Source organism: Catenulispora sp. GP43 (genome assembly GCF_041260665.1).
In the GTDB taxonomy this organism is placed as follows: Bacteria; Actinomycetota; Actinomycetes; order Streptomycetales; family Catenulisporaceae; genus Catenulispora.
Map to the genome: position 1 here is coordinate 154,359 of NZ_JBGCCT010000007.1, position 25,012 is coordinate 179,370.

Sequence of the window (25,012 nt, forward strand, 5' to 3'; positions counted from 1 at the left end):
CTACCTGTGACCGCGCAGCGTCGCCGGACGCAGCGTGGATTCGTCGACGTCTGATTCGCGGAACGCCAGGACCACCTCGGCCAGGGTCGCGGCGAGGAAGCCGACGTCCTGCGGGGGAGTGGTCAGCGGCGGGATGAGCATGACGGTGTCGGGCGTGTAGTCGATCAGCACTCCGGCCCGGCGGCAGCGCGCCTCCAGGTGGCGCTTCATCGGCATCCCGGCCGGACGCCCTTCGTCGTCGAGCAGATCCAGGCCCACATAAGCGCCGAGCTGCCGGACGGCGCCAAGCCGCGGCGAGCCGGACAGCGCCTCGGACAGCGCGTGCGCCAAGCGCACTCCCATCGCGCGCCCCTGCGCCACCACGTCCTCCTCCTGGTAGGCGCGCAGCGCGGCCAGAGCGGCGGCGCAGGCCACCGGATGGGCGTCGGTGCTGGAGGCATGGGAGAAGGCTGATGTGGAGGAGATGTCGAACGCGCCGTAGACCTCGTCGGTCACCGCCACCGCGCCGAGAGCCGCGTAGCCGGCGGTGATCGCCTTGGCGAAACACATCACGTCGGGCGTCACACCGGACAGCTCGGCGGCGAACATCGCGCCGGTCCGGCCGAAGCCGGTGAAGACCTCGTCGAAGACCAGCAGGATCCCGTGCGCAGTGCAGAACTCGCGCAGCTCCCGCAGGAAGTGGTCCGGCAGCGGCACGCCGCTGACGCCCTTCACCGGCTCGACGAACACCGCCGCCAGCTGGTCGGGCCCCAGCTCCCGCAGTGCTGCCAGCACGCCAGAGCCGCACGTCGCCTCGGCGGTGCTCGCGCCGTCGCGGCAGCGCGGGCAGGAGGCCATGGCCGGCAGCGGCACGTGCGCGAAGCCCTCGGGCATCGGGCCGAAGAACCGGTGCAGGATCCGCTGCCCGCCGGTGGCCATCGCGGTCAGGGTGCTGCCGTGGAAGCTGCCGTCCAACGCGACGACGGTGCGCTTCTTGCGCCGGCCGACGTTGCGCTGGTACCCGCGGGCCATCAGCACGGCCGACTCCACCGCGGCGCTGCCGGTGTGGGTGAATCGGACCCGGGTGATGCCCGCCGGCGCGGCGTCGACCAGCGCGCGGGCGTAGTCCACCGCGACCGGGACCGCCTGCTCCCAGCGCATCGTGCACACGAACGGCAGTTCCCGGGCCTGCTGGTACATGGCCTGCGCGATGTCCTCGCGGCTGTAGCCGAGGTTCATGTTGCCGATGCCGGAGCGCGCGTCCAGGCAACGGTTCCCTTGGGCGTCGACGAGCCAGGAGCCCTCGCCGCGCACCCACATGTCGTCCGGGCCGGCCTGGCCGAGCACGAAGCCCATCGGGGCGAAGCCGTGCCAGAAGGGGTGGGTCGCCGGGTCGAAGGTCGTTCTGCTGTCCGTAGTCGTTCTGCTGTCCGCAGTCACAGGGTCCCTTATGTCCGCCGGGGCCGCCGACCGTCAAGGGAGCGGCCCGCCATTGCGGCTCATCCGTTGCCCGCCCGACGATCGGCCGGTGACCGTCACCGTCGAGCAGCCCCGAACCCGGCGTGAGCTGACCGCCTTCCTGCGCTTCGCCGACGAGGCGAACGCCGAGCGCACGGCCTCCTGGCCGGTGCTGACCCCGATGCAACTGCCCTTCGTCTCGGGACAGGGCCCTGATGCGCACGAGCGCGAGGTACGGCCGCTGGTGGCCCGCCAGGACGGCCGGACCGTGGCCCGGGTCGTCGCCGTCGACGACGGCGCCCACCGGCGGCGCTGGGCCGACGGCGTGGGGCACCTGAGCCTGTTCGAGGCGCTGCCCGGGCGGGTCGAGGCGGTCAGGACCCTGATGGACGACGCCTGCGACTGGCTGCGCTCGCGCGGGGCCACGGCGGCGCGCGCCGGCTTGGGGGCCGGACCGGATCTGCCGTTCGTCGTCGACGACTACCTCTCGCTGCCGCCGCTGCCGGTGCGGCACAACCCGCCCGGCTACCACACGCTGCTGCACGAGGCCGGGTTCGGCGTGGAGAAGTCCTGTCTGGACTACGTCGCCGAGGCGACGCCGGAGCTGGTGGCGCGGTGGGAGCGGCTCGTCGAGGACGCGGCGGCCCGCGGATTCCGGATGGTGCCGCTGGGCGAGGTCGCCCCGGAGCGGCGGATCGAGGACTTCGGCGGGACGTGGAACGAGGCGTTCGCCGACAGCTGGGGCATGACGCCGACCCCGGCCGAGGAGTTCGAGCAGACCTTCGCCTTCGCCGGGCCCCGCGGCATGGACGACTTCTCGGTGGTGGCCTACCTCGGCGGCCGGCCGATGGGGGTGGCCTCGTGCGGGCCGACGCTGTCCGGTCTGGCCAGGCTGGCGCCCGGCCGGGTGCTGGCGCCGTGGGAGGGGCTGCGCTTCTTCGGCGTCGGGGTCCGCGCACAGATGCGCGGCCAAGGCCTGGGTCTGGCCTTGACCGCGCAGTCCTTTCTGGCTCAGTACCGGATGGGGGCCACGCACCTGGGGTACACGATGGTGCTGGCGGACAACTGGGCTTCGCGGCGTACCGCCGAGCGGCTCGGGGCGCGGATCCGGGCGACGTACCTGATCTACCGGCGGGATTTCCGCTGACAGAAACGGTTCAGGCGCGCGCCCGGGATCCGGGTGCTTGGTGCTTGGTGCTCGGGCTCAGGGGCTCGGTGCTCAGCTCACTCCGAGGCCGTGGCCTCGAACCAGGTCTTGGTCTCGGCCGGCGAGGCCGGGGCCGACAGGTCCAGGAACGTCATGTGCGACTTCGCGGTGGCCACGATCTCGCCCTCGCGGGTCCACAGCGTCGCGTGCGCCCCGATCAGGCCGTCGGCGGCGGCGCTGCCCACGCCCTCGATCAGCAGCCACTCCGAGTCCGGCGCGAAGTTGTGGAACTCCACCGTCAGGTCCAGCGTCGGCGCCACGAACGGCAGCGGCGGGGTGAAGGGGGTGGCCACGGTCGGGAACTGCGACACGTCGGAGATGATCAGGTAGCGGCAGGCCTCCATCCACGGGTCGGGGTACGTGGCGCCGTTCATGAACCGGTCCCAGGCCCGGATCCGGGCGTGCCGCTTGGGCGCGAGCTTGAGCTCCTCCTTGCTCAGGCCCTCGGGCACCTCGACCGTGTGCCCGAGCCGGACCGGCCGGATCTCGAAGTTCTTCCAGAACGGCTCGTCGCCCATCATGGCGATCACGTCGTCGTCCAGCACGATGTTGGGCAGGTCGTCCGGCGGCGGCACCTCCGGCGGCGCGAGCCAGCTGACGTGCGGCCCGTACCCGCCGGTGGGCACGGCCCAGATGAGCGCGGCCAGGATGGTCTTGCCCTCCTGGATCATCCGCACCTCGAACGACTCGGACTGCTCGGTGTCGCGCAGCTTGGCGACTTCGATGTCGACCGGGCCGAACTGGGCCTCGGCCAGGTAGTGACAGGTCAGGCTGGCGGGCCGGGCCAGGTTGCTCTCCGCCCGGGCGGCCTGGAGCGCGATCGACGCGAGGTAGCCTCCGACGGGCACCCACATCTTCCACTCCGTGGACACCTCGCCGCGGTACTTCCCGTCTCCGACGCGTTGAACTGCTGTCTGTTCTTCGAGTGTGGGCATGCGACGTTTGTACTGAGACGGGGCTCGAGTGTGGAAGCTCCACAGTTGCTCGGCACTCAAGCGGGCGGGGGGCAGCCGCGCAGCGCGAAATCAGCCAAGCGGCGGCGGCGACCGGCGACCGGCGAATGGCGAGCGGCGAGCGGCGAGCAGCGAATGACGATCAGCAGACAGCAGGACGCGGCCCGGAACCTGCTCGCCGATCGGGCCGGGCCGGCTGCGTGCACAGTCGCTACGTGGCCGCCGTCGCCCCCCGCAGCTGCGGCAGCACCTCCGTGGCCAGCAGCCCCATGCTCTCCTCGGCCAAGGCGGCCGGCATGCCGCCGTGGTCGAACATCGTCAGGTAGCCGTCCAGGCCGAGCATCTCCGAGATCTGCCCCATCTTGTCCGCGACCTCCGCCGGGCTGCCACAGATCGAAGGCCCGGCGATCAGGTCCTCGAAGGCCGGGATGCCGAACTCCGAGCGTCCCCGGCCGACGTTCATGCCGCCCCAGGGCATCAGGGTGCCCATCAGCCAGGAGAAGTAGTTCATGTGGTACGGCCGCCAGCGCTCCCGGGCCTGCTGGGAGGTGGCGGCGACGTGGACGTGGCTGCACAGGCCGAGCCGGGAGGCCGCCGCGCCGTACCCGGAGGCCTCGGCGCGTTCCCGGTAGCGGGAGGCCAGGGGGCGGAACACCGACGGCGGCGGGACCAGCGCGGGCAGGATGAGGCCGAAGCCGCCGTCCGCGGCGGTGTCCACGGATCCGAACGAGGATCCGCCGGCGATCCACAGCGGCGGCCGCGGCCCCTGCGGCGGCGTGGGCCGCAGCACCACGTCCTGCAGGGCACTGCGGTACTCACCCTTCCACGTGACCGGCCGCCCCGACCAGAGCTCGACCAGCAGCCCCAGCTTCTCCTCGAAGATCTCCCGGGAGGCGTCCGGGTCCAGGCCGAAGTCCGTGTACGTGCGGCGCAGCAGTCCGCGGCCGACGACCAGCTCCAGCCGGCCGCCGGAGAGCACGTCGAGCGTCGCGTAGTCCTCGGCGGTGCGGACCGGGTCGTGGTTCGGCAGCAGCGCGACGCCGGTGCCCAGCCGGATCCGTTCCGTGCGGGCGGCGATCATGGCCAGCAGCACCGCCGGGGAGGCCACCGTGTAGTCGCAGAAGTGGTGTTCGCCCACGTAGAAGCCGTCGAAGCCGAGCTCCTCGGCCCGCACCGCGAGCCCGACGATCTCCCGGTAGCGCTGCTCGACCGGGAGCGTGGCGCCGGTGTGGGGATCGGCCAGGTTGTCGCCCAGGGTGAGCACGCCGTACGTCACAGGTCGCATGTCAGCAAGACCGCCCGCCGTCTATGACCAGGAGACTCCCGGTCACCCATGCCCCTGCCCGGCTGAGCAGGAGCTCGATCCAGGGGACGACGTCCTGCGGCGTCCCCATCCGGCCCAGCGGCGTGGTCCGGATCATCTCCGCGCGCAGGGCTTCGGTCTCCTCGGGCCCGAACCCGAGATCGTCGTAGATCTCGGTGTCCAGCGCTCCGGGGGCCACCGTGTTCACCCGCACCCGGGGCGCGAGCTCGCGCGCCAGCGACCGGGTCAGGTGGTGCAGCGCGGCCTTGCTCGCGCCGTACGTCGCGCGCCCCGGCAGCGCCAGCATCCCGCCGATCGAGCCGACGTTGACGACGCATCCCTGACGGCGTGACAGTTCCGGGGCGGCGGCACGGATCAGGGCCAGCGGCCCCAGGAAGTTGGTCCGCACCATCGCCTCGACGTCCGCCTCGGAGACGCGGTCCAGCGTGCCGAAGCGCGCCAGACCGGCGTTGTTCACGAGTGCGTCGATGCGCCCGAACCGTTGCAGCGCCTCGGAAACGATCCGCTGCGCGCTGTCCGGGGCGCCGACGTCGGCGGCGACCAGATGCACCGCCTCGGGCGGTATCGCGGCCGCAGGCTGGGCCAATTCCGCAGGCTGGGCCAATAACGCAGTCTGGGCCAACCGCTCGGCCCGCCGCCCGACCAGCACCAGCCGCCAGCCGGTCTTGGCCAACGCCAGCGCCAGCTCCCGGCCGACCCCGGAGCCGGCGCCGGTGACGACGGCCACCGGCGCCGGGTCCGCGGTGTCAGCGCTCGAACCACCGCTCGAACCACCCTCGATCGCCACGGCCACCAAGGATGGCTCGGCCCCGCCGCCGCGCGACACCGGCGGCGTTGACCCGTTCCCGGACGGCCCGCACCGTTGGCGCGTGCGTATCGAGCAGGCACAGCCGTTGTGGTCGCGGTCCTGGTACTTCGACTTCGTCAGCCGGGACGGCTCGGCTGGCGGTTTCGTCCGGGTCGGCGAGTACCCGCATCTCGGGCAGACCTGGTGGTGGGCCCACGTGGTGGGCCGGGACGTGGCCGGGGCCACCGTCGAGCTCCCCGGCTCGCTCGCCTACGAGCCCCCCTTCCATCTCGATGACAGCGCCCTGCGCATGAGCGTCGGCCCAGGTCAGGGCGAGGATTGGCAGCTGACCGCCGCCGGGGCCGGCTTCGCCCTGAACCTCCGCTGGTCCCCGACCGCCCCGCCGCACGAGTACGGCCGCGGCAACCGCTACGAGCAGCCCGGATGGGCGCGCGGCGCGGTCACCGTCGGCGGCGACACGTTCGCGGTCGACGGCCCCGGGCAGCGCGATCACTCTTGGGGCGTGCGCGACTGGTGGCGGCTCGGCTGGCACTGGTGTGCGGGTTGGCTCGCCGACGGCGAACGCTTCCAGGCGACCTGGCTGGAGGCGCGCGGCCGGATCGCACCCGACGGGTACCTGCTGCCCGCCGGCGGAAAGGCACGACCGGTTCTCCGCACCGAGGTAGAACCAGGCGCTGAAACCCAAGCAGGCACACGAATCACCCTCGACGACCGCCTGTTCGTCTTCGAAGACCTGGCCGCCGTCCCGCTCACCCTGACCGCCCCCGACGGCCGTCGCAGCATCCTGACCCGCACGATGTCCGCGGTCCGCGGTCCGGACGGCCGGACCGGCTTCGGCTGGCGCGAGCACAACGTCCCGGACCCGAGGAACCGCCCGCCGAAGTGAGCGCGACTGTGGAGGATCCACAGTTGGCGCCGTTGCCGCTGCCCGCTGCGAAGTGAGAGATATGACGCGATGAGTACACACCCGTCCGAGCGCATCGAGACCGCGGCCCTGCTGACCCCCGCGGGTCTGCGGGACGCGGTCGTCGCGTTGCTCGGGAACGACTGCGCGGACCTGGACGACGCCGAGGACCTGATCGGCGCGGGCCTGGACTCGATCGGCATCATGCGCCTGGCCAACCGGCTGATCGGGGCCGGCGCCGAGGTCACGGCCGCCGAGCTGATGGACGAGCCGACCCTGGGCGCCTGGCTCCAACTGGTGGGGGCCGGCGGCCCGGCCGACGAGGCCTGCCGGGAAGCCCTCGAAGAGCTCGCGGACATCGCCGACCCAGAAAAGCTCGCGGACAACGCCGACCCCGAAGATCTCGCGGACATCGCAGCCCTCGAAGCTGTCGCAGCCCCCGAAGTCTCCTTCAAAGCCGGCGAGCCGTTCCCGCTGGCGACGATGCAGCACGCGTACTGGGTCGGCCGCATGGGCGGCCACCCGCTGTCCGTCGCCAGCCACTTCTACTGCGAGTTCGACAGCGCCCACCTGGACGCCGACCGTCTGGAGCACGCCGCCCGCACCCTCACTCGCCGCCACCCGATGCTGCGCGCGCAGTTCCTGGAGGACGGCCGTCAGCAGATTCTGCCCAGCAGCCCGTGGCCCGGCGTCACCCGGCACGACCTCAGCGGCGCCGGTGCCGAGGACGCCGCACGCACCCTGCGGGCGGTCCGCGACCGCGAGTCCCACCGGCGCATGGCCGTGGACTCCGGCGAGGTCTTCGACATCCAGCTCTCCTGCCTGCCGGACGGCCGCTGCCGGCTGCACGTGAACGTCGACATGCTCGTCGCCGACGCCTGGAGCTTCCGCATCCTGCTCGGGGACCTGGCCCGGCTCTACGCCGATCCCGCCGCGGAACTGCCGCCGCTGGCCTATGACACCGCGCGCTACCAGCGCGACACCGCCGCCGAGGGTGAGCAGGCCGCCGAGCAGGCGTCGGCCTACTGGCGGGACCGCCTGGACACCCTGCCCGCGGCGCCGCAGCTGCCGCTGGCCGTCGATCCCGCCGCGCTCAAGGCCCCCCGGGTGGGCCGGCGTGAGCACTGGCTGCCGCAGGACCAGTACACGCGGCTGCGCGAGCTGTGCCGCGAGCACCGGGTGACGGTCGCGATGGCGCTGGCGGCCGCGTTCGCCGACGTCGTCGGCCGCTGGTCGGTGGACCAGCGGTTCCTGCTGAACCTGCCGCTGTTCGACCGGCGTCCGGTGCACCCCGACGTGACCGGCCTGATCGGCGACTTCACCGGCCTGCTGCTGCTGGCCGTGGACGGCACCGACCAGGCCGGCTTCGCCGACCAGGCCCGCCGGGTCCAGGAGGGCTTCCGCGCGGACGTCCGGCACGCCGCCTACCCGGGCGTCGCGGTGCTGCGCGACCTGGCCCGCCGCCGCCCCGGCACCATGCCCTCGGCCCCGGTGGTGTTCACCAGCGCGCTCGGGCTCGGCGACCTGTTCGGCCCCGACGTGCGCGCGCAATTCGGCTCCTTGACATGGATGATCTCGCAGACCGCGCAGGTCTGGCTGGACCACCAGGCGACCGAGGACGACGGCCGGCTGCTGCTGAACTGGGACGCGGTGGAGCCGCTGTTCCCGGCCGGCTGCCTGGACGCCATGTTCGAGGCCTACGTCGCGGCGATCCGGTGGCTGCTGGACCCGGCCTCCGACTGGGGCGACCCGCTGCCGGCCGCGTTGCCCGCGGCCCAGGCGCGGACCCGGGCCCGGGTCAACGACACCGCGACCCCCGTGCCGCCGGTGGCGCTGTTCGAGCCGTTCCTGGCCTGCGCGGAGGCCGCGCCGGAGCGTCTGGCCCTGGCCTGGTGCGACGACAGCACCATGACCTACGGCGAGCTCGCCGGCTGCGCCCGCGGCCTGGCCCTGCAACTGCTGGAATCCGGCGTCCGGCCGGGCGAGCCGATCGCCGTCACGCTGCCCAAGGGCCCGGCCCAGGTGATCGCGGTGCTCGGGGTGCTGATGGCGGGCTGCTGCTACGTCCCGGTCGGCGTCGACCAGCCGGCCGCCCGCCGCGACCACGTGTACGCCGCCGCCGGGGTGCGCCTGGTCATCAGCGACGACGACCTGCCCGATCCGCCCGAGGGCATCGAGCAGGTGGTCATCGGCGCCCCCGCCGCGCCCGGCGAGGGGGAGCTGCCGAAGGTCTCCGGCGACCAGCCGGCCTACCTGCTGTTCACCTCCGGCTCCACCGGCGCCCCGAAGGGCGTGCTGATCCCGCACGCGGCCGCGGTGAACACCGTCACCGATCTCAACACCCGCTGCGGGATCGGTCCGCAGGACAGGGTCCTGGCGGTCTCGGCCCTCGACTTCGACCTGTCCGTCTACGACCTGTTCGGAGTGCTCTCGGTCGGCGGCGCGGCGGTGCTGATCAACGAGGAGGAGCGGCGGGACGCCCGGCGCTGGCTGGACCTGGTCCGGTGGTGGGACGTCACGCTGTGGCAGTCCGTGCCGGCGCTGTTCGACATGCTGCTGATGGCCGCCGAGGCCGACGACGAGTCCGCCGGCGGCCTGGGCGCGGTGCGCTGGGCGCTGGTCGGCGGCGACTGGCCCGGCCTGGACCTGGCCGGCCGGCTGGCGGTCCAGGCCCCCGGCAGCCGGCTCGCGGCGCTCGGCGGGACCACCGAGACGGCGATCCACTCCACCTGGTACCAGGTGGACCGGGTGCCGCCGGACTGGGTTTCAGTGCCCTGGGGCACGCCGCTGGGCAACGTCCGCTGCCGGGTCGTGGACGGCCTGGGCCGGGACCGCCCCGATTGGGTGCCCGGCGAACTGTGGATCGGCGGCGCCTCGGTCGCGCTGGGCTACCACGGCGACGCCGAACGGACGCGGCGCCAGTTCGTCGAGCACGACGGCACGCGCTGGTACCGCACCGGCGACATCGCCCGCTACCGGCCCGACGGACTGCTGGAGTTCCTCGGCCGCGACGACCACCAGGTGAAGATCCGCGGCCACCGCATCGAGCTGGGCGAGGTGGAGGCCGCATGCCACGCGTGCCCCGGCGTCGAGCGCGCGGTCGCGGTGGGCATCGGGGAGCGGGGCCGCCGGCAGCTGGCCGTCGCGGTCGCGGTCGCGGCAGGCGACGGCGGCCCTGACGGTATGAGTACGAACGGCGCGACCGGCGCCACCGGCACCGACATCCGGCTGCTGGTCGCCCGCCTGCGCGGCGTGCTCGCCGGACGTCTGCCCTCGTACATGATCCCCGAGCACGTCGCCGTGCTCGCGGAGCTGCCGCTGAGCCCCAACGGCAAGATCGACCGCGCCGCGATCGCCCGGCTGCTCGCCGAGCGCCGGCCGGTCGGGACCGGCGCCGCCGCACCGCCGGCCGGGCCGGTCGAGCAGGCCCTGTCGGAGATCTGGAGCCGGTTGCTGGACGTCGCCGACGTCGGCCGCGACCAGAGCTTCTTCACCCTGGGCGGGGACAGCCTGCTCGCCACCCGTTTCATCCAGGAGACGCGCCGCGCCACCGGCTGGGACATCTCACTGCGCCAGCTGTTCGACGCGCCCACCATCGGCGAGTTGGCGGCCGTGGTCGCCGACCGGCCCGACGGGGTGCCGATGGAGGAGGGGGTCCTGTGACGACCGAGACCGACACCGAGACCGACACCGTGATCGAGACCGACATGGGCATAGAAACAGATGCAGATCTGGCGGCGCTCGTCGCACGCCTGGAATCGACCGGCGTCCAGCTGTGGGAGGACGGCGGCCAGATCCGCTTCCGAGCCCCGGTCGGCGCCCTGACCGACCAGGACCGCACCACGCTGCGCGCCCACCGCACCGCACTGGCCGAGTTCCTCCGGGACGACGTCTCGGGTGAGCAGCTGGTGCCCGATCCGGCAAACGCGCACGCGCCCTTTCCGCTGACCGATGTCCAGGCCGCGTACCTGCTCGGGCGCAGCAGTGCCCTGGACTACGGCGACGTCGGCTGCCAGGTCTACCTCGAAGCGGAGTTCGCAGGGCTCGACGCCCCGCGGATCGCCGCCGCCTGGCAGACACTGATCGACCGGCATCCCATGCTGCGCGCGGTCGTCGACGAGCGGGGCCACCAGCAGGTCCTGTCCGAGGTGCCGCGCTACGACATGCCGGTTCTGGACCTGCGCTCCGAAGCCCCCGACGCCGCCGCCGAGGCCGTGCTGGAAGTCCGCGATCAGCTGTGCCGCCGGGACTACCAGCCCGACCACTGGCCGCTGTTCGACGTGCGGGCCAGCCTGACCGGGACCGGCGCGGTCCTGCACCTGTCCTTCGACCTGCTGATCGCGGACTTCATGAGCATCCAGCTGCTGCTGGACGAGTTGTACGAGCTCTACCACACCCCCGAGCAGCCCTTGGCAGAGCTCGAAATCAGCTACCGCGACTACGCTGTGGCCGAGCGCCGGCGCCGCGACCGGCGCGGCTATCTGCGGGCCCGCGACTACTGGCGCGAGCGTATCGACACCCTGCCCACCGCTCCGGCGCTCCCGACTCTGGACCGGCCGCAGACCCGCGGATCGGCGGCCTTCCGCCGCTGGCAGACCGAGCTGGCCCCGGATCAGTGGTCTGCCTTGCGAGCGCACTGCGCCGCGCGCGGCCTGACCCCGTCCGGCGCGGTCCTGGCCGCCTACGCCGAGACCCTGGGTCGCTGGACCCGGCAGGACCGGTTCTGCCTCAGCGTCACGCTGCTCAACCGGCTCCCGCTGCACCCGCAGGTCGAGGCGCTGGTCGGCGACTTCACCACGGTCGACGTGCTCGAAGTCGCCCAGGACCCGGACGCCGCCTTCACCGCGCGGGCCCGCCAGACGCAGGCGCAGCTGTGGGCCGACATGGACCACCTGTCCTACTCCGGCGTCGAGGTGCTGCGCGAGGTCGGCCGGCGCCGCGGCCGCGCCGCCGCGCTGATGCCGGTGGTCTTCACCAGTGCCATCGCCCTGAACGACGAGGGCCGCGAACCGCGCTTCTGGCGCGACGCGACCCTGGCCGCCGGGCTCACCCAGACCCCGCAGGTGTGGATCGACTGCCAGGTCATGGTCCGCGGCGGGGCGCTGGCGGTGAACTGGGACGTGCGCGACGGCGTGTTCCCGCCCGGCCTCGTCGAGGACATGTTCGAGGCCTTCGAAGCCCTGCTGCTCCGCCTGGCCGCCGAGGAGCCGGCGTGGGACGCACCGGCCGAAGTGCCGCTGCCGGCTGCACAGGCCGCCCGGCGCCGCACGGCGAACGACACCGGCGACCCCGAGATCGAAGCTCGGACCCAGAACGCCTTGCTGCACCACGCAATCCTGGCCCAAGCCCGGAGCCGGCCGGACCAGCCCGCAGTGGTCAGCGCATCGGGCACCGTTACATACGGCGAGTTGCTAGGACGGGCCGCGGCAGTGGCGCGAGAGCTGGCCGGCGAATCGGACGCCCCGGTCGCGGTCGTGATGGACCGAGGGCCCGAACAAGTGATCGGCGTGCTCGGCGCTCTTCTGGCAGGCCGCGCCTATCTGCCCATCGACAGCACCCAACCCGCCACTCGCAGAAACCTGATGCTCGCCGACGCCGGCGTGCGCGACGTCCTCACCCAAAGCTGGCTGCTCGACGACCCCGACTGGCCCGAGCAGATCCGCCGCCACGCGATCGACGAAGCCGCGGCGCTCGTCGACCCGGAATCCCAGGTGGCCTCCGCCGCGACCAGGCCGCCCGCCACGCCCGACTCGATCGCCTACGTGATCTACACGTCCGGCTCGACCGGCGCGCCGAAGGGCGTCCAGATCACCCATCGCAGTGCCCTGAACACCATCGAGGACATGAACGCCCGCTTCGGAATCGGCCGTAGCGATGCCGTCCTGGGCCTGGCGAACCTGGGCTTCGACCTGTCGGTCTACGACATCTTCGGCGTCCTCGGCGCCGGCGGCCGACTGGTGCTGCCCGACCACGAGCGGCGCGGCGACCCGACCCATTGGGCGCAGGTCGTCGCCGAGAACGGCGTCACCGTCTGGAACTCGGTGCCCGCCCAGATGCAGATGCTCACGGACTACCTGGAGTCCGACGCCGAATCCGCTGCCGCAGTCGGATCCCTGCGCCTGGCACTGCTCAGCGGCGACTGGATCCCGGTGACGCTGCCCGACCGGATCCGCCGGCAGATCCCCGGCATCACGGTGATCAGCCTCGGCGGCGCCACCGAGGCCGCGATCTGGTCCATCTGGCATCCGGTCGGCGAGGTGCCCGACGGCGCGCGCAGCGTCTCGTACGGCAAGCCGCTGGCGAACCAGACCTTCCATGTCCTCGACCCCTGGCTGCGGGACTGCCCGGACGGCGTCACCGGCGAGCTGTACATCGGCGGCGTGGGACTGGCCGCCGGATATCTCGGCGACCCCGAGCGCACCGCCGCCCGGTTCATCGTCCATCCGCGCACCGGCGAACGCCTCTACCGCACCGGGGACCTCGGCCGGTACCTGCCCGACGGCGAGATCGAGTTCCTGGGCCGCGAGGACACCCAGGTGAAGATCCGCGGCCACCGCATCGAGCTGGCCGAGATCGAGGCCGCACTGCTGGCCCAGCCCGGTGTGGCCGAGGCCGCGGTGGTGACCGACGGCACCGGGCCCTTCGACCGCAAGCTCGTCGGCTTCGTCGCCGGCGGTCCCCGGCCGGCCGAGGCCCTCACCGCCGACGCCGCACCCCGCGCCGAGCTCGCCCGGGTCGCTGAACGCGCCGGCGAGGAGGTCGTGGCGGGCGTCGACCGCGAGGGCTACGTCGCCTACCTGCGGCACCTGGACGTCCTGGCGTTGCAGTCCATGCTGGCCGCGTTCCGTGAAGGCGGCCTGTTCGGGCCCGGCGAGGCGCACACCTCGCAGGAGGTCCAGGAACGGATGCAGACCGCGCCGCGCAACCGGCGCGTGGTCCGCCGCTGGCTGCGCGCCCTGGCGGACAACGGCCTGCTCAGCTACGACCCGGCCACCGAGACCTACAGCAGCCTGATCTCCGACTCCACGGATGCCGCCACGGCCGTAGCAGCCATCGCCGCCGGCTGGGACCGGGCCGATGCCCTGCAAGCCCGCTTCGACCCGGCCTCGGCCAAGGTCCACGACTACTTCAAGGCCAGTACCGGACGGCTGCCCGAAGTGCTGCGCAGCGACGGCGCCGATGCCGTGCAGCTGCTGTTCCCGCAGGGCCGGACCGACGTCACAGAGTCCTTGTACAACGTGACCCTGTTCAACCGCTGGGCCAACCAGGTCCTCACCGCCGCGATCTGCCACCTCGCCGCCGACACCGCCGGCGATCGGACCGGACCGCTGCGCATCCTGGAAGTCGGCGCCGGCGTCGGCGGGACCAGCCGGGACGTCATCCCCGCGCTCGCCGGGTACGAGGTCGACTACCTGTTCACCGACCTGTCCCAGTTCTTCCTCGGCGCGGCGCGCACCACCTTCCAGGCCTACCCCTGGGTCCGGTACGCCACGTTCGACGTCGACACCGACTACCGGGCGCAGGGGATGGCGGCGAACTCCTTCGACGTGATCCTGCTCGGCGACGTCATGCACGCCACCCACCACGTCGGCCGGACGCTGGCCACGCTGCGCGAACTGCTGGCGCCCGGCGGCTGGCTGCTGTTCGCGGAGATGACCCGCGACCACTACCAGATCATGACCTCGATGGAGCTGCTGCTGATCGACGAGGGCAGCGCCGGCGACTTCGCCGACCTGCGGCGCGGCCGGGACCAGACCTTCGTCGGCCACGAGGACTGGCTGCGCCTGCTCGCCCGCTCCGGCGACGAGCTGGCCTTCGCCCTGCCCCGCGACCAGGACGCGCTGTCCGGGACCGGGCTTCGTGTCTACGCCGAGCAGGTCAAGACCGACCGCGTCCGCCTTGATCCGCACCGGATCCTGGACGACGCCGCCAGCCGGCTGCCCGCGGCGATGGTGCCGGGAGCGGTGCACGTCCTGGACCGGCTCCCGCTGACCGCCAACGGCAAGACCGACCGCGAGCGGCTCAGCACCCTGATCCCGAAGACGGCCCAGGACCCGGCCGGCGGCGGCCCCGGCGACGGCCTCGGCGACGGCGCCGACGAACTCGCCGACGAGCTCGAACGCCGGATCGCCCGCCAGTGGGAAGAGGTCCTGGCCCTGCCCCGGGTCGGCCGCACCCTGGGCTTCTTCGAGGCCGGCGGCGACTCGCTGCTGGCCACCCGGCTCACCACCGCCCTGCTCGACCACGTCCCGGAGGCCAAACCGGTGGACTTCGCCGTGCTGCTGCGCCTGATCCTGGAAGGGCCCTCGGTGCTGACCCTCGCCGCCCAGCTGCGGCCGGCGCCGTGAAGGCGGCCGTCGGCCTCGTCGGCGGCTACGGCGCGGTCGGCCGCGCCGCCGCCGCGCAGCTCGCCGCCTGGGGCCGCGGGCCGGTGCTGATCGCCGGGCGGGACGCGGCGCGCGCCGACGTGCTGCTGGACCTGGACGACGCCGACGCCCTGGCAGCGTTCTGCGACCGGGTGGAGGTGACGGTCAACTGCGCCGGGCCCTCTTACCGGGTCCTGGACCGGGTCGCACGCGCGGCGCTGGCCGCCGGCTCGCACTACGTCGATCCCGGCGGTGACGATCCCGTCCAGGATCTCCTGACCGAGGTGGACACGGCCGCGAAAACCGTTGTCCTGTCAGCCGGAATGCTTCCCGGCCTGACCGGACTGCTGCCCCGGGCCCTGGCGGTCGGCACGAGCGCCGAGCCGGCGTCCCTCACCGGCTATGTCGGCGGACGCGATCGCTTCACCGCCGTCGCCGCTGCCGACTACCTCGCCTCCCTCCACAACGGATTCGGCCGCCCCAACCAGGCATGGCGCGCCGGCCGCCGCAGCGAGCAGGCGCTGTCCCCGCTGTTCGACGTCGATCTGCCGCACTTCCCCGACGCGGCGGCCGCCCACCCCTACCTCAGCACCGAGATGGAGCGGCTGGCGCGGCGCCTCCGGATCAGTGACCTGACTTTCTACAACGTCTTCCTCGGCAAGCACCTGCTCGCCGCGCTCGCCGAACCGGCCGCGGGCCCGGACGGCGTCGATCGCCTTACCGCCGCCGCCGACCTGGACCTGCTCGGCCGCGATCCGCACCAACGCCTGGTGTTCCACCTCGACGCCGGCGACGGCACCCGGGCGGTGCTGGTGCTCTCCGGCCACGGCGCCAGCGAGCTCACCGGCGCCACCGTCGCGCTGACGACCTGCGCGGTCCTCGACGGCGCCGTGCCGCCCGGCGTGCACTTCGCCGCCGACGTGCTCGATCCGCTCTGGACCGTGGAGCGGCTGCGGACCGCCGCGGCCGTCCAGGCGATCGAGATCTACGAGACGGTGACGGCGGCCGAGGACGGATCAGGCTTCGAGGAGGGCGAGCTGTGAGCGCGCGGCGCCCCGACCGCTACGCCAGCGGCCGCTGGCTGCGCATCGCCCACCCCCGGCCCGAGGCGCGGACCGTCCTGGTCGCCTTCCCGCACGCCGGCGGCTCGGCCACCTTCTTCCGGGCCTGGGGCTCCCTGCTGCCGCCGCACGTCGAACTGGTCGCAGTGCAGTATCCCGGCCGGCTGGACCGGCTGCGCGAACCCTGCATCGACGACGTGCACCAGCTGGCCGACGCCGTCCTGAAAGCCCTCGACGGCCGCCTGGACCGGGACCTCGCCCTGTTCGGCCACAGCCTGGGCGCCCTGGTCGCCTTCGAGACGGCGCTGCGCATGGAGAGTCAGGGATTGGAAATCAAAGCCCTGTTCCAGTCCAGTCCGCCCGCGCGCGAACAGCAGGCCCGGCGCCGTCCCCACCTGTCCGACGAGAGCCTGCTCGCCGAACTGCGGCGGCTCGGCGCCACCCCCACCGACATCATCGAAGATCCGCGCGCCTGCGAGGCGATCCTGGTCGGTCTGCGCGGCGACTACCGCGCCGCGGCCCACTACCGCCCCGATCCCGACCGGCGCCTGCGCTGCCCGGTGGACGCGCTGATCGGCGACGGCGACCCCGACGTCAGCCCGACGGCCACCAAAGCCTGGGCCGAGGCCACCACCGGACCGTGGACCCTGAACGAGTTCCCGGGCGACCACTTCTATCTCGTTCCGCAGCGCGATGCCGTACTGCGCCTCGTCGCGGACCGGCTCGGCGCGCCAGGGCCCGGCCCGCTGCCGGGCGGGAGGGCAGACCTGTGCCGCCACTAGAAGCCGTGCCGCCCCTGGGATCCGTGCTGCCGCCCAAATTCGACCTCTACGACCCGGCCGTCGTCGCCGATCCCTACCCGGTGTACGCCGAACTGCGCGCCGCCGGCCCGCTCGGCCGCGGTGGCCCCGGCCAGTGGGTCGTGCCCCGCTTCGCCGACGTGGCCCGGTTCATGGCCGACAAGCGGCTGTCCGGCAACTTCTCCGAGGACCACCACCGCCCGACCATCGGCGCGGGCCCGGCCAGCGACTTCTTCCAGCGCGTCATCCTCAACCAGGACCCGCCTGACCACACCCGGCTGCGCCGCCTGATGGGCCGCGCGATCTCCCCGGGACTGGCCCGCGACCTGACCCCGGCGATCGTCCGCATCGTCGACGAGCTGCTGGCCCCGGCGATGGACGGCGCCCCCTTCGACGCCGTCACCGACCTCGCGCACCCGCTTCCGCTGCGGGTCCTGGGCGAGCTGGTCGGCATCGACGCCGGCGACCTGACCGAGGTCGGCCGGCGCGCCATCGACGTCGCCAAGGCCTTCGCCGCGGTCCTGGGCCCGGACGAACGCCAGGCCGCGCACGACTCGGTCCTGTGGCTGCGCGACTATCTCAGCACCCTGCTGAACGAGCGCCGTGCCGCGCCCGGCGGCCGCGACATGCTCTCCCGGCTGGCGGCGGCCCGCGACGGCACCGCCTTTGCTGACGGTACCGACCGCCTCACCGACGACGAGATCATCGAGAACGTCCTGTTCACCTTGTTCGCCGGCTACGAGACCACCATGAGCACCGTCGCCACCGGCTGCCAGGTGCTCTCCGAACTCCCCGACCAGCTGGCCAGGCTGCGCGAGGCTCCGGCGCTGGTGCCCTCGGCCGTCGAGGAGTTCCTCCGTTTCGACGCGCCGATCCAGGTCAAACTCCGGCACGCGCTGGTCCCGATTCCGTTCGGCGGCCGCGTCCTGCGGCCCGGGCGGATCGTCGTCCTGCTCCTGGGCTCGGCCAACCACGACGAGCGCCAGTTCGACGACCCGGCGCGCATCGACGTCGGCCGCCACCCGAACCCGCACCAGAGCTTCGGCGGCGGACACCACCGCTGCATCGGGGCCGCCCTGGCGCGCGCCGAGCTGTGCGCGGTCTTCGACCGGATCGGCCGGCTGGCCGCCTTGGAACCGGCCGGGCCGGCGGTGCGGCAGCTGCGGCCGGGCTTCCGGGCCTTCGCCAACGTGCCCCTGACCGTGGTGCCGGCGTAGGGAGACGCGTCATGAGCCAGATCCTCGCCCCGCGCTTCGATCCGCTCGATCCAGAAGTACAGCAGGATCCGTATCCGACCTACGCACGGCTGCGTGAGAGCGGCGCGCTGTGCCGTGGCGGTCCGGCGCAGTGGGTCGTCACGCGGTACGCCGACGTCATGGAGCTGGTCCGCGATCCCCGGCTGGGCAGCGAATACGACGCCGACTACCACCGCATCGCGCTGGGACCGGGGCCGCTGGCCGACTTCTTCGGACGGATCGTCCTCAACCGCGACCCGCCGGGCCACACAGTCCTGCGCCGGCTCATCGGACAGGCGTTCACGCCGCTGGCGGTGCGCGAACGCGGCGCGACGATCGCGGAGATCGTGGAGCGCGCGCTGGCCCCGGCTCGGGACGGTGCGCGGCTGGACGGCGTCGCGGATCTGGCGCACGTGCTGCCGATCCGGGTGCTGGCCGACTTCGTGGGCCTGGAACCCGGTTGCCTCGACGAGGTCCGGCCGCGGGCTCTGGCGCTGTCCCGGGCCTTCGCGACGTTCCTGCCCGAGGCCGACCGGCCCGCCGCACATGATGCGGTCAGCTGGCTGCGCACGCTGGTCGTCGACCTCTTCGAACGCCGCCGCCGCGCCCCGCGCGACGACCTCGTCTCGCGGCTGGTGTCGAGCCGGGTTTGCGGGCCCGGCGCGCCGGATTTCGACGATCTCGTCGACAACGTGGTCTTCCTGCTGTTCGCCGGCTTCGCCACTACCACCGACCTGCTGGCCACCGGCTGCGCGGCGCTGCTGGCGCACCCCGGGGAGCTGGTGCGGCTGCGTGCCGATCCGGCGCTGGTGCCCTCCGCGGTCGAGGAGTTCCTTCGTTATGACGCTCCCGTGCAGGTCAAGAGCCGTTTGACGCGGGAGCCGGTCGAGGTGGCCGGCCGCACGATCCGGGCCGGCCGCATCCTGGTCCTGCTGATCGGCTCGGCCAACCGGGACCCGGCCAGGTTCCCGGATCCGGACCGGCTCGATGTGGGGCGCGACCCCAATCCGCACTTGAGTTTCGGCGGCGGCGGTATCCACCATTGCGTGGGCGCGGCGCTGGCCCGGGCCGAGGCGGTCGCGGTGTTCGGGCGCCTGGTGCGCGGGTTCGCCGACGTGCGGCCCGACGGGCCGGCGATCCGCCGTCCCAGCCCCAGTTTTCGCGGCTACGCCAGCGTGCCGATGCTTCTGACCCCCGCGTAGCAGACTTCTTCCATTCCGCCAGGAGGCTTGACGATGCTGACCGGATGCGTACCCTGGCCGGCCGAGGATGCCGAGCGCTATCGCCGGCTCGGCTACTGGCGCGGGCAGGCGCTGGGCGACGTGCTGCGCGGCGCGGTGCCCGGCAACGAGGACCGGATCGCGCTGGTGTCCGGCCGCGAGGAGTGGACGTTCGCCGCCGTGGACACCGTGGCCGACCGGATGGCCGCCGGGCTGCGCGACCTCGGGCTGCGCCCGGGGGACCGGGTCGTGGTGCAGCTGCCGAACATCCCGGAGTTCCTGACGCTGTCGCTGGCGCTGTTCCGGCTGGGCGTGCTCCCGGTCTACGCGCTGCCGGCGCACCGGGCCAGCGAGATCGAGTACCTGTGTCAGATGTCTGACGCCGTCGCCTATGTCGTCCCGGGCCGGTATCGCGGCTTCGACTTCCGGAAGCTGGCCCGCGAGGTGCGCGAGCGGGTGCGCCTGGAGCACGTGATCGTGGCCGGCGAGCCCGAGGAGTTCCTCGCGCTGAGCGCCATCGAGGCGCCGGCCCGGGAACTGCCCGCGCCCGACTCCGGCGACGTGGCTTTCTTCCTGCTCTCCGGCGGCACGACCGGGCTGCCCAAGCTGATCCCGCGGACCCACGACGACTACGCCTACCAGCTGCGGGCCACCGCGCGGGGCCTTGGCGTGGGCTCTGAGAGCGCCTACCTGGCCGCGCTGCCGGTGGCGCACAACGCCGCGCTGGGCTGCCCGGGCGTGCTGGGCACCTACCTGGCCGGCGGCTTGACCGTGCTGGCCGGCGGGGCCGCGCCGGACGAGGCGTTCGGGCTGATCGCCCGGCACCGCGTGACTCTCACGACCCTGATGCCGCCGCTGGTGAAGCTGTGGCTGGACGCGGCGCCGCTGTTCGACGTGGACGTCTCCGGGGTGCTGCTGCAGATCGGCTCGGCGAAGCTGCCGCTGGAGGTGGCCCGCCGGATCCGCCCCGAGCTGGGCTGCGAGGTCACCCACTGGTTCGGCATGGCCGAGGGGCTGCTCACCTTCACCCGGCCCGGCGAACCCGACGACGTCGTCTTCCCCAGCACCGGCCGCCCGATGTGCGAGCACGACGAGGTGAAGGTGGTCGGCTCCGACGGGGCACCGGTCGCGCCGGGGGAGATCGGCGAGTTGGTGACCCGCGGCCCGTACACCATCCGCGGCTACTACCGCGCCGAGGACCACAACGCCCGCACCTTCACCCCCGAGGGCTGGTTCCACACCGGCGACCTGGTCCGCCTCACCCCGGCCGGCGACATGGTGGTCGAGGGACGCATCAAGGACGTGATCAACCGCGGCGGCGAGAAGGTCTCCCCGGCCGAGGTCGAGGACCACCTGCTGGCGCACCCAGGGGTGCGGGACGTGTCCGTGGTCGGCGTCGCGGACGAGGTGCTGGGGGAGAAGAGCTGCGCCTGGGTCATCGCCGCCGCCGCCGACGATGCCGACGCTGACGCCTCCCAAGCCGCGCCGACGCTGGCCGAGCTTCGCAGGTTCCTGCTGGCGCGCGGGGTGGCCGCGTTCAAGCTGCCGGACCAGGTGGCGTTCACCAAGGAGTTCCCGCACACGCGGGTGGGCAAGGTGAACAAGGCCGAGCTGGCGCGGCTCGCGGCCGAGCAGACGTCGGGCGTCGCAGCTTCCTGAATCGGAGACCTGAATCGGAGACCTGAATAAGCATCCTGAGCAAGAAACAGGGCCGGTCCTTTCAGGACCGGCCCTGCTCGCTACCGATCTCCTACTCCGGATCGCTCCGCAGCTGCTCGGCGACCTCGAGCCACTCCATCGCTATCGCGCACGCCAGATCCGCGACCATGAAGGCGCAGTGCGGCGGCAGCAGGTACACCACCGACTCCCAGCCGCCGGCGCCGCCGGCCCGGGTGTCGAGCCAGCGCAGCACCTCGCGGCCGGAGTCGGTGAAGCGGACCGAGGGGTCGCGGCGCAGGCTGCGCAGGACCGTGCCGCGGTCGCGGACCTGGCTCACGCGGCTGGAGGTCCAGCGGCGCAGGTGGCGCTCCAGGGTCATGGACTGCGGCCGCACCTCGACGTTGCGCTGTCCCGGGGGCAGCGGGTCCTCGCCGCGGCGCATGCGGTCGCGGACGTCGCGGGCGGTGCCGGGGGAGATGCCGGCCTCGGTGGCCACGTCGCGGACCGAGGCGTCGGGGCGGGCGGCGAACAGTTCGCTGGCGCGGCGGCGGCGGTCCGCGCCGTTCACCGGACGGGCCCGTCCGTCGCGGCCGATGCGGGCGGTCGGGGCCTCCGGCAGGTCGCCCTCGCGGCGCCGGATGCCGCTGACCGTCTTGGGCGACAGGCCGGTGACGTTCGCGATGGCCCGGTCCGACCACTGCGGGTGGGAGAGCAGGATGCGGGCCGCGGCGGCCTCGCGGTCGGCCAGGGACAGCGGCAGGCCGTGCGAGACGTTGGCCTCGACGGCCATCACGAACGCCGCGTCCGCCTCGGCGTCGCACATCCGGGCCTTGATCGTCTGCTCGCCGCGCAGCATCGCCGCGCGCAGCCGGTGCATCCCGTCGATCACGCGCAGGGTCCGCCGGTGCACCAGGATCGGGGGCAGTTCGGTGTAGGCCTCCACCAGGATCTGCACGTGCTGCGTGTCCTCGCCGGCCAGGCGGGGGGAGTCGGCCGGCAACAGGTCCTCGATCAGCAGCTCGACGAGGTCCTCGGAGCCCGCCGGCGCTGCCGGAGCCTGCGGGGTGGCCGGGATCGGAGCCGGGAGGTTGGCTGGCAGATTGGCCGGGAGATTGGCCGGGAGGTTGGCCGGATTGGGAGCCGGCTTCGTGTCGGGAGCCGCCGCCGCTGCCGTGGCCGCCTTCGCCACCGCGTTCGGGCACGGCACCGGGGGTGCGGGCTGCCAGCCGGTGAACGCCGATAAGTCGCCCGGACGATCTCCAGGGGGTTTGGGGGAATCCAGGACGTCGCCGTCGAACCAGTGCACGGTGTCGCTCAGGATCGCGATTTCACTGAGTCGTGCCATGGGCGGCGGGTTCCTTTCTCGACGACGGCGTGGAGATCGGCACACATATGCGAGGTCTGACCCGGCCAGCATCATCGGCCCGCCTGGTCACGGTCAAGATGAGTTAATCGTGGTTGAGACGGATATGGTACATATCCCGTCCGGCACCGGATAATCCTCGGCGGAAGCCGGCCGCACCGCCGCTGGTGAGCGCGTCGCCCAGCCGCAGGCCGGAAGCGCATCCGTATGAGGACTGAAGGGGAAACCCTGATACCGCTACCCGGGACGTTCACCGTCCCGATGAGGAGGCGACACGAATCCGATGGCCGATATTTCGTCAATCTCTGACGAACTCCTGCCACTGCCCGGCGGCCCGCTGCGAGTCTGGCCCGCCGCCGTCCTGCGCGGCGCCGGCTTCCCGGTCGGCGCCCTGGTGGCGCTCGGGGACCCGGACCACGCCGCGGCCGTCGACGCCGGGACCGCCGACGGCGCCGCGACCGCGGCGGCCCAGGCCCGTCAGCACGCACTGCTGGTCGCCGCCGCCGCGCGGCCCGATCTGCAGACCGCGATCGCGTGGCAGAACCCTGATACCCTGCGCGACTCGGTCCGGCCGCTGTCCGCCGCGGCCGGCCGGCCGCTGAACCAGTCGGTCCGGCGCAAGGAGCGGATCACGGCGCGGTACCTGGCCCGATACTGTGCGAAGAATGACACGATCGGATTCTTCGGCCCGGTGTGCTGGGTCCGGCTGCGCCCGACCGGACCGCTGGTCCGGGTCGAGCTCGGCAAGGGGTTGACCGGCGCGCGCGCCGTGCATCTGGAGTCCTGGGCGGCGGACGCGCTCGCGGCGGCGTTCTGCGCCGATCCGGCCGTGCGCCGCTGGGTCCCGCCCAGACCGAATCCGTCCACGTATCTGGCCGACCGCCATCTCTACATCACGCAGGGACCCCCGATTCCGTTGGCCGAGCCGCAGTGGCTGCTGCTGCGCGGCTGCGACGGCCTCCGGCCGGCCCACGAGGTGGCCGCGAACCTGGTCGGCGCGGGCGTGTTCGGCTCCGAGCCGGCGGTGTACGGTGCGATTCAGGACGCTGTCACGGCCGGCTGGCTGCTCTGGGACCTGGAGCCGCCGACCGCGCTGCGGGCCGAGCGGGTGCTGCGCTCGGCCGTGGCCGCCATCGGCGAGGAACCGGTCCGCAGCCGGCTGACCGCGCAGCTGGACGGCATCGACCAGCGGCTGTCGGCGGTCGCGCGGGCCGAGGGCGTGGCGGCCCTGGACGGCGCGCTCGACGCCCTGGACGAGGCCTTCACCGCGATCACGGCGAAGTCGCCGCGCCGCCGCCCGGGCCAGGACTACGCGGGACGCCGCCTGGTCTTCCTGGACACCAGCCGGGACGCCGCGATCACCTTCGGACCGGCGCTCCTGGACCGCCTCGGCCCGCCGCTGTCCCTGTTGATGTGGAGCATGCGCTGGCTGACCTCGCAGGTGGCGGCCCGCTATGAGACGGCGTTCCGCCAGACCTTCGAGGCGATGGGCGGACCGGCACAACCGGACGGGATACAGCTCTCCTTCGTGGTGTGGCAGCAGTTCGCCGCCGGACAGCAACCGTTCAAACCGGCGCTGGACGCCTTCGTCCAGGGATGGGAATCGCTGCTGGGCATCGACGAGGCCTTGACGGAAGTGGTGCGCAGCAGCGCGGAGCTGTGGCCGGCCGCCCGCGCGCTGTTCCCTGCGACCGGGCCCGGCTGGATCCAGGCCGGCCAGCATGGCGCCGACATCCAGATCGCGTCCCGCGACGCCGAGGCGCTGGCGCGCGGCGAGGCGCGGTTCGTATTGGGGGAGCTGCACCCGGCGTGGAACACCCTGGAATCGGCGGTTATGGTCGACCGGCATCCAGACCCCGCGCAACTGTCCCGGCTGCTGGCCCTCGCGCTGCCTCCGGGCCGGGTGATGCTGGTGCCGGTCAAGGGCTACCCGCGAATCAGTGCCCGTACTGTCACGGCGATCCCCGACGAGCGCCAGTGGTGGCTGTCCCTGGGACACCACCCGGGCGGCGACCCGGAGCGCCGGACCAGCATGGCCGAACTGCGGGTCGTCGACTCGGCCGACTCCGCCGACTCCGCCGACTCCGCCGACTCCGCCGACTCCGCCGACTCGGCCGACGCGCCGGAGGGCCTGTGGTGCCGGACCCCCGACGGCCGCGGGCGGTTCCGCGTCGTCGACGCCCTCGGCATGGTGCTCGCCGAGCAGATCGTCGACGCCTGCAAGCTGATCGGGGCGCGGCACCGGCACGTCCCGCGGGTCCTGCTGGACGAGCTCGTCGTGGTCCGGGAGTCCTGGAGCCTGCCGTTGGCGGAGCTGGGGACGCTCGTCCAGTTGGGCAGCGAGGCCGAGGTCTTCGCCCGGGTCCGGGCCCTGGCCGGCCGGCTGGGACTGCCGCGGTTCGTGTTCGTGTCGGTGCCGGGGGAGCTCAAGCCGTTCTATGTGGACCTGACGAGCCCGGTGCTCTCGGCGGTGCTGGCCACCACGGTGCGCCGGGCGTTGCAGGACGGGGATCCGGACCGGTGGATCCGCTTCGTGGAGATGCTGCCCTCGCCGCAGGAGTCCTGGCTGCCCGGTCCGGCCGGGGAGCGGTATACCAGTGAACTGCGATTGCAGATAGCCGATCTCGGTACGCCCTGGTAGGTCGGCCGGCGTGGCCGCAGCGGCTGCCACCGCC

The 25,012-nt window shown here is 73.0% G+C and carries 15 protein-coding genes; 10 read left to right on the forward strand and 5 right to left on the reverse strand.

The genetic code is table 11. The features are described 5' to 3' along the window. Positions 1 to 1,419, reverse strand: a complete 1,419-nt coding sequence (locus ABH926_RS16530; RefSeq protein WP_370366476.1) for an aspartate aminotransferase family protein — start codon at positions 1,417 to 1,419, stop codon at positions 1 to 3. A gap of 88 nt (positions 1,420 to 1,507) precedes the next feature. Between ABH926_RS16530 and ABH926_RS16535 the strand changes: the two genes are divergently transcribed. Next, positions 1,508 to 2,584, forward strand: coding sequence for an N-acetyltransferase family protein (locus ABH926_RS16535; protein WP_370366477.1), 1,077 nt, complete (start codon positions 1,508 to 1,510; stop codon positions 2,582 to 2,584). A gap of 77 nt (positions 2,585 to 2,661) precedes the next feature. Here ABH926_RS16535 and ABH926_RS16540 read toward each other — a convergent pair whose 3' ends face one another. The 3 genes from ABH926_RS16540 to ABH926_RS16550 all read right to left on the reverse strand — a co-directional run bounded on the left by ABH926_RS16540 (position 2,662) and on the right by ABH926_RS16550 (position 5,708). Continuing rightward, positions 2,662 to 3,579, reverse strand: coding sequence for a thioesterase family protein (locus tag ABH926_RS16540; RefSeq protein WP_370366478.1), 918 nt, complete (start codon positions 3,577 to 3,579; stop codon positions 2,662 to 2,664). A 229-nt stretch (positions 3,580 to 3,808) separates the two neighbouring features. Further along, on the reverse strand, positions 3,809 to 4,882 hold the full coding sequence (locus ABH926_RS16545; protein WP_370366479.1) for an LLM class flavin-dependent oxidoreductase: 1,074 nt from the start codon (positions 4,880 to 4,882) through the stop codon (positions 3,809 to 3,811). 1 nt (position 4,883) lies between these two features. Then, positions 4,884 to 5,708 carry an SDR family NAD(P)-dependent oxidoreductase gene (locus tag ABH926_RS16550; protein ID WP_370366480.1) on the reverse strand — a complete coding sequence of 275 codons (825 nt, stop codon included), beginning with the start codon at positions 5,706 to 5,708 and terminating at the stop codon, positions 4,884 to 4,886. A gap of 82 nt (positions 5,709 to 5,790) precedes the next feature. Here ABH926_RS16550 and ABH926_RS16555 point away from each other — a divergent pair, with 82 nt between their 5' ends. From ABH926_RS16555 to ABH926_RS16590, 8 genes are all read left to right on the forward strand, one after another. Further along, entirely contained in the window at positions 5,791 to 6,615 is an 825-nt protein-coding gene (locus tag ABH926_RS16555) for a hypothetical protein (RefSeq protein WP_370366481.1), read from the forward strand. A gap of 69 nt (positions 6,616 to 6,684) precedes the next feature. Further along, complete coding sequence (locus ABH926_RS16560; RefSeq protein WP_370366482.1) at positions 6,685 to 10,296, forward strand: amino acid adenylation domain-containing protein; 3,612 nt, start codon at positions 6,685 to 6,687, stop codon at positions 10,294 to 10,296. After that, positions 10,293 to 14,981: an amino acid adenylation domain-containing protein gene (locus ABH926_RS16565; RefSeq protein WP_370366483.1), complete on the forward strand. Its 4,689-nt coding sequence runs from the start codon at positions 10,293 to 10,295 to the stop codon at positions 14,979 to 14,981. The genes ABH926_RS16560 and ABH926_RS16565 overlap by 4 nt, the downstream gene beginning before the upstream one ends. Further along, positions 14,978 to 16,042 (forward strand): saccharopine dehydrogenase NADP-binding domain-containing protein, encoded by a 1,065-nt coding sequence (locus ABH926_RS16570; RefSeq protein ID WP_370366484.1) that lies wholly within the window; start codon positions 14,978 to 14,980, stop codon positions 16,040 to 16,042. Before ABH926_RS16565 ends, ABH926_RS16570 begins: the two co-directional genes overlap by 4 nt. Continuing rightward, positions 16,039 to 16,842 (forward strand): thioesterase II family protein, encoded by an 804-nt coding sequence (locus tag ABH926_RS16575; RefSeq protein ID WP_370366485.1) that lies wholly within the window; start codon positions 16,039 to 16,041, stop codon positions 16,840 to 16,842. The genes ABH926_RS16570 and ABH926_RS16575 overlap by 4 nt, the downstream gene beginning before the upstream one ends. Before the next feature lie 23 nt (positions 16,843 to 16,865). After that, positions 16,866 to 18,077 carry a cytochrome P450 gene (locus ABH926_RS16580; protein ID WP_370366486.1) on the forward strand — a complete coding sequence of 404 codons (1,212 nt, stop codon included), beginning with the start codon at positions 16,866 to 16,868 and terminating at the stop codon, positions 18,075 to 18,077. Positions 18,078 to 18,088: 11 nt separating this feature from the next. Further along, entirely contained in the window at positions 18,089 to 19,297 is a 1,209-nt protein-coding gene (locus tag ABH926_RS16585; RefSeq protein ID WP_370366487.1) for a cytochrome P450, read from the forward strand. 33 nt (positions 19,298 to 19,330) lie between these two features. After that, entirely contained in the window at positions 19,331 to 20,974 is a 1,644-nt protein-coding gene (locus tag ABH926_RS16590; RefSeq protein WP_370366724.1) for a (2,3-dihydroxybenzoyl)adenylate synthase, read from the forward strand. A 91-nt stretch (positions 20,975 to 21,065) separates the two neighbouring features. Here ABH926_RS16590 and ABH926_RS16595 read toward each other — a convergent pair whose 3' ends face one another. Next, positions 21,066 to 22,319 (reverse strand): ParB/RepB/Spo0J family partition protein, encoded by a 1,254-nt coding sequence (locus tag ABH926_RS16595; protein WP_370366488.1) that lies wholly within the window; start codon positions 22,317 to 22,319, stop codon positions 21,066 to 21,068. A gap of 301 nt (positions 22,320 to 22,620) precedes the next feature. Between ABH926_RS16595 and ABH926_RS16600 the strand changes: the two genes are divergently transcribed. Beyond that, a complete protein-coding gene (locus ABH926_RS16600) occupies positions 22,621 to 24,978 on the forward strand; it encodes a lantibiotic dehydratase (protein ID WP_370366489.1) in 2,358 nt (785 codons plus the stop codon). The last annotated feature ends 34 nt before the right edge of the window (positions 24,979 to 25,012 follow it).

What these genes read in the sequence shown, in the direction of transcription:
- ABH926_RS16540 (WP_370366478.1), bottom strand. Translation starts at nt 3,579, where the DNA reads ATGCCCACACTCGAAGAACAGACAGCAGTTCAACGCGTCGGAGACGGG.
- ABH926_RS16545 (WP_370366479.1), bottom strand. Translation starts at nt 4,882, where the DNA reads ATGCGACCTGTGACGTACGGCGTGCTCACCCTGGGCGACAACCTGGCC.
- ABH926_RS16560 (WP_370366482.1), top strand. Translation starts at nt 6,685, where the DNA reads ATGAGTACACACCCGTCCGAGCGCATCGAGACCGCGGCCCTGCTGACC.
- ABH926_RS16585 (WP_370366487.1), top strand. Translation starts at nt 18,089, where the DNA reads ATGAGCCAGATCCTCGCCCCGCGCTTCGATCCGCTCGATCCAGAAGTA.
- ABH926_RS16590 (WP_370366724.1), top strand. Translation starts at nt 19,331, where the DNA reads ATGCTGACCGGATGCGTACCCTGGCCGGCCGAGGATGCCGAGCGCTAT.
- ABH926_RS16595 (WP_370366488.1), bottom strand. Translation starts at nt 22,319, where the DNA reads ATGGCACGACTCAGTGAAATCGCGATCCTGAGCGACACCGTGCACTGG.
- ABH926_RS16600 (WP_370366489.1), top strand. Translation starts at nt 22,621, where the DNA reads ATGGCCGATATTTCGTCAATCTCTGACGAACTCCTGCCACTGCCCGGC.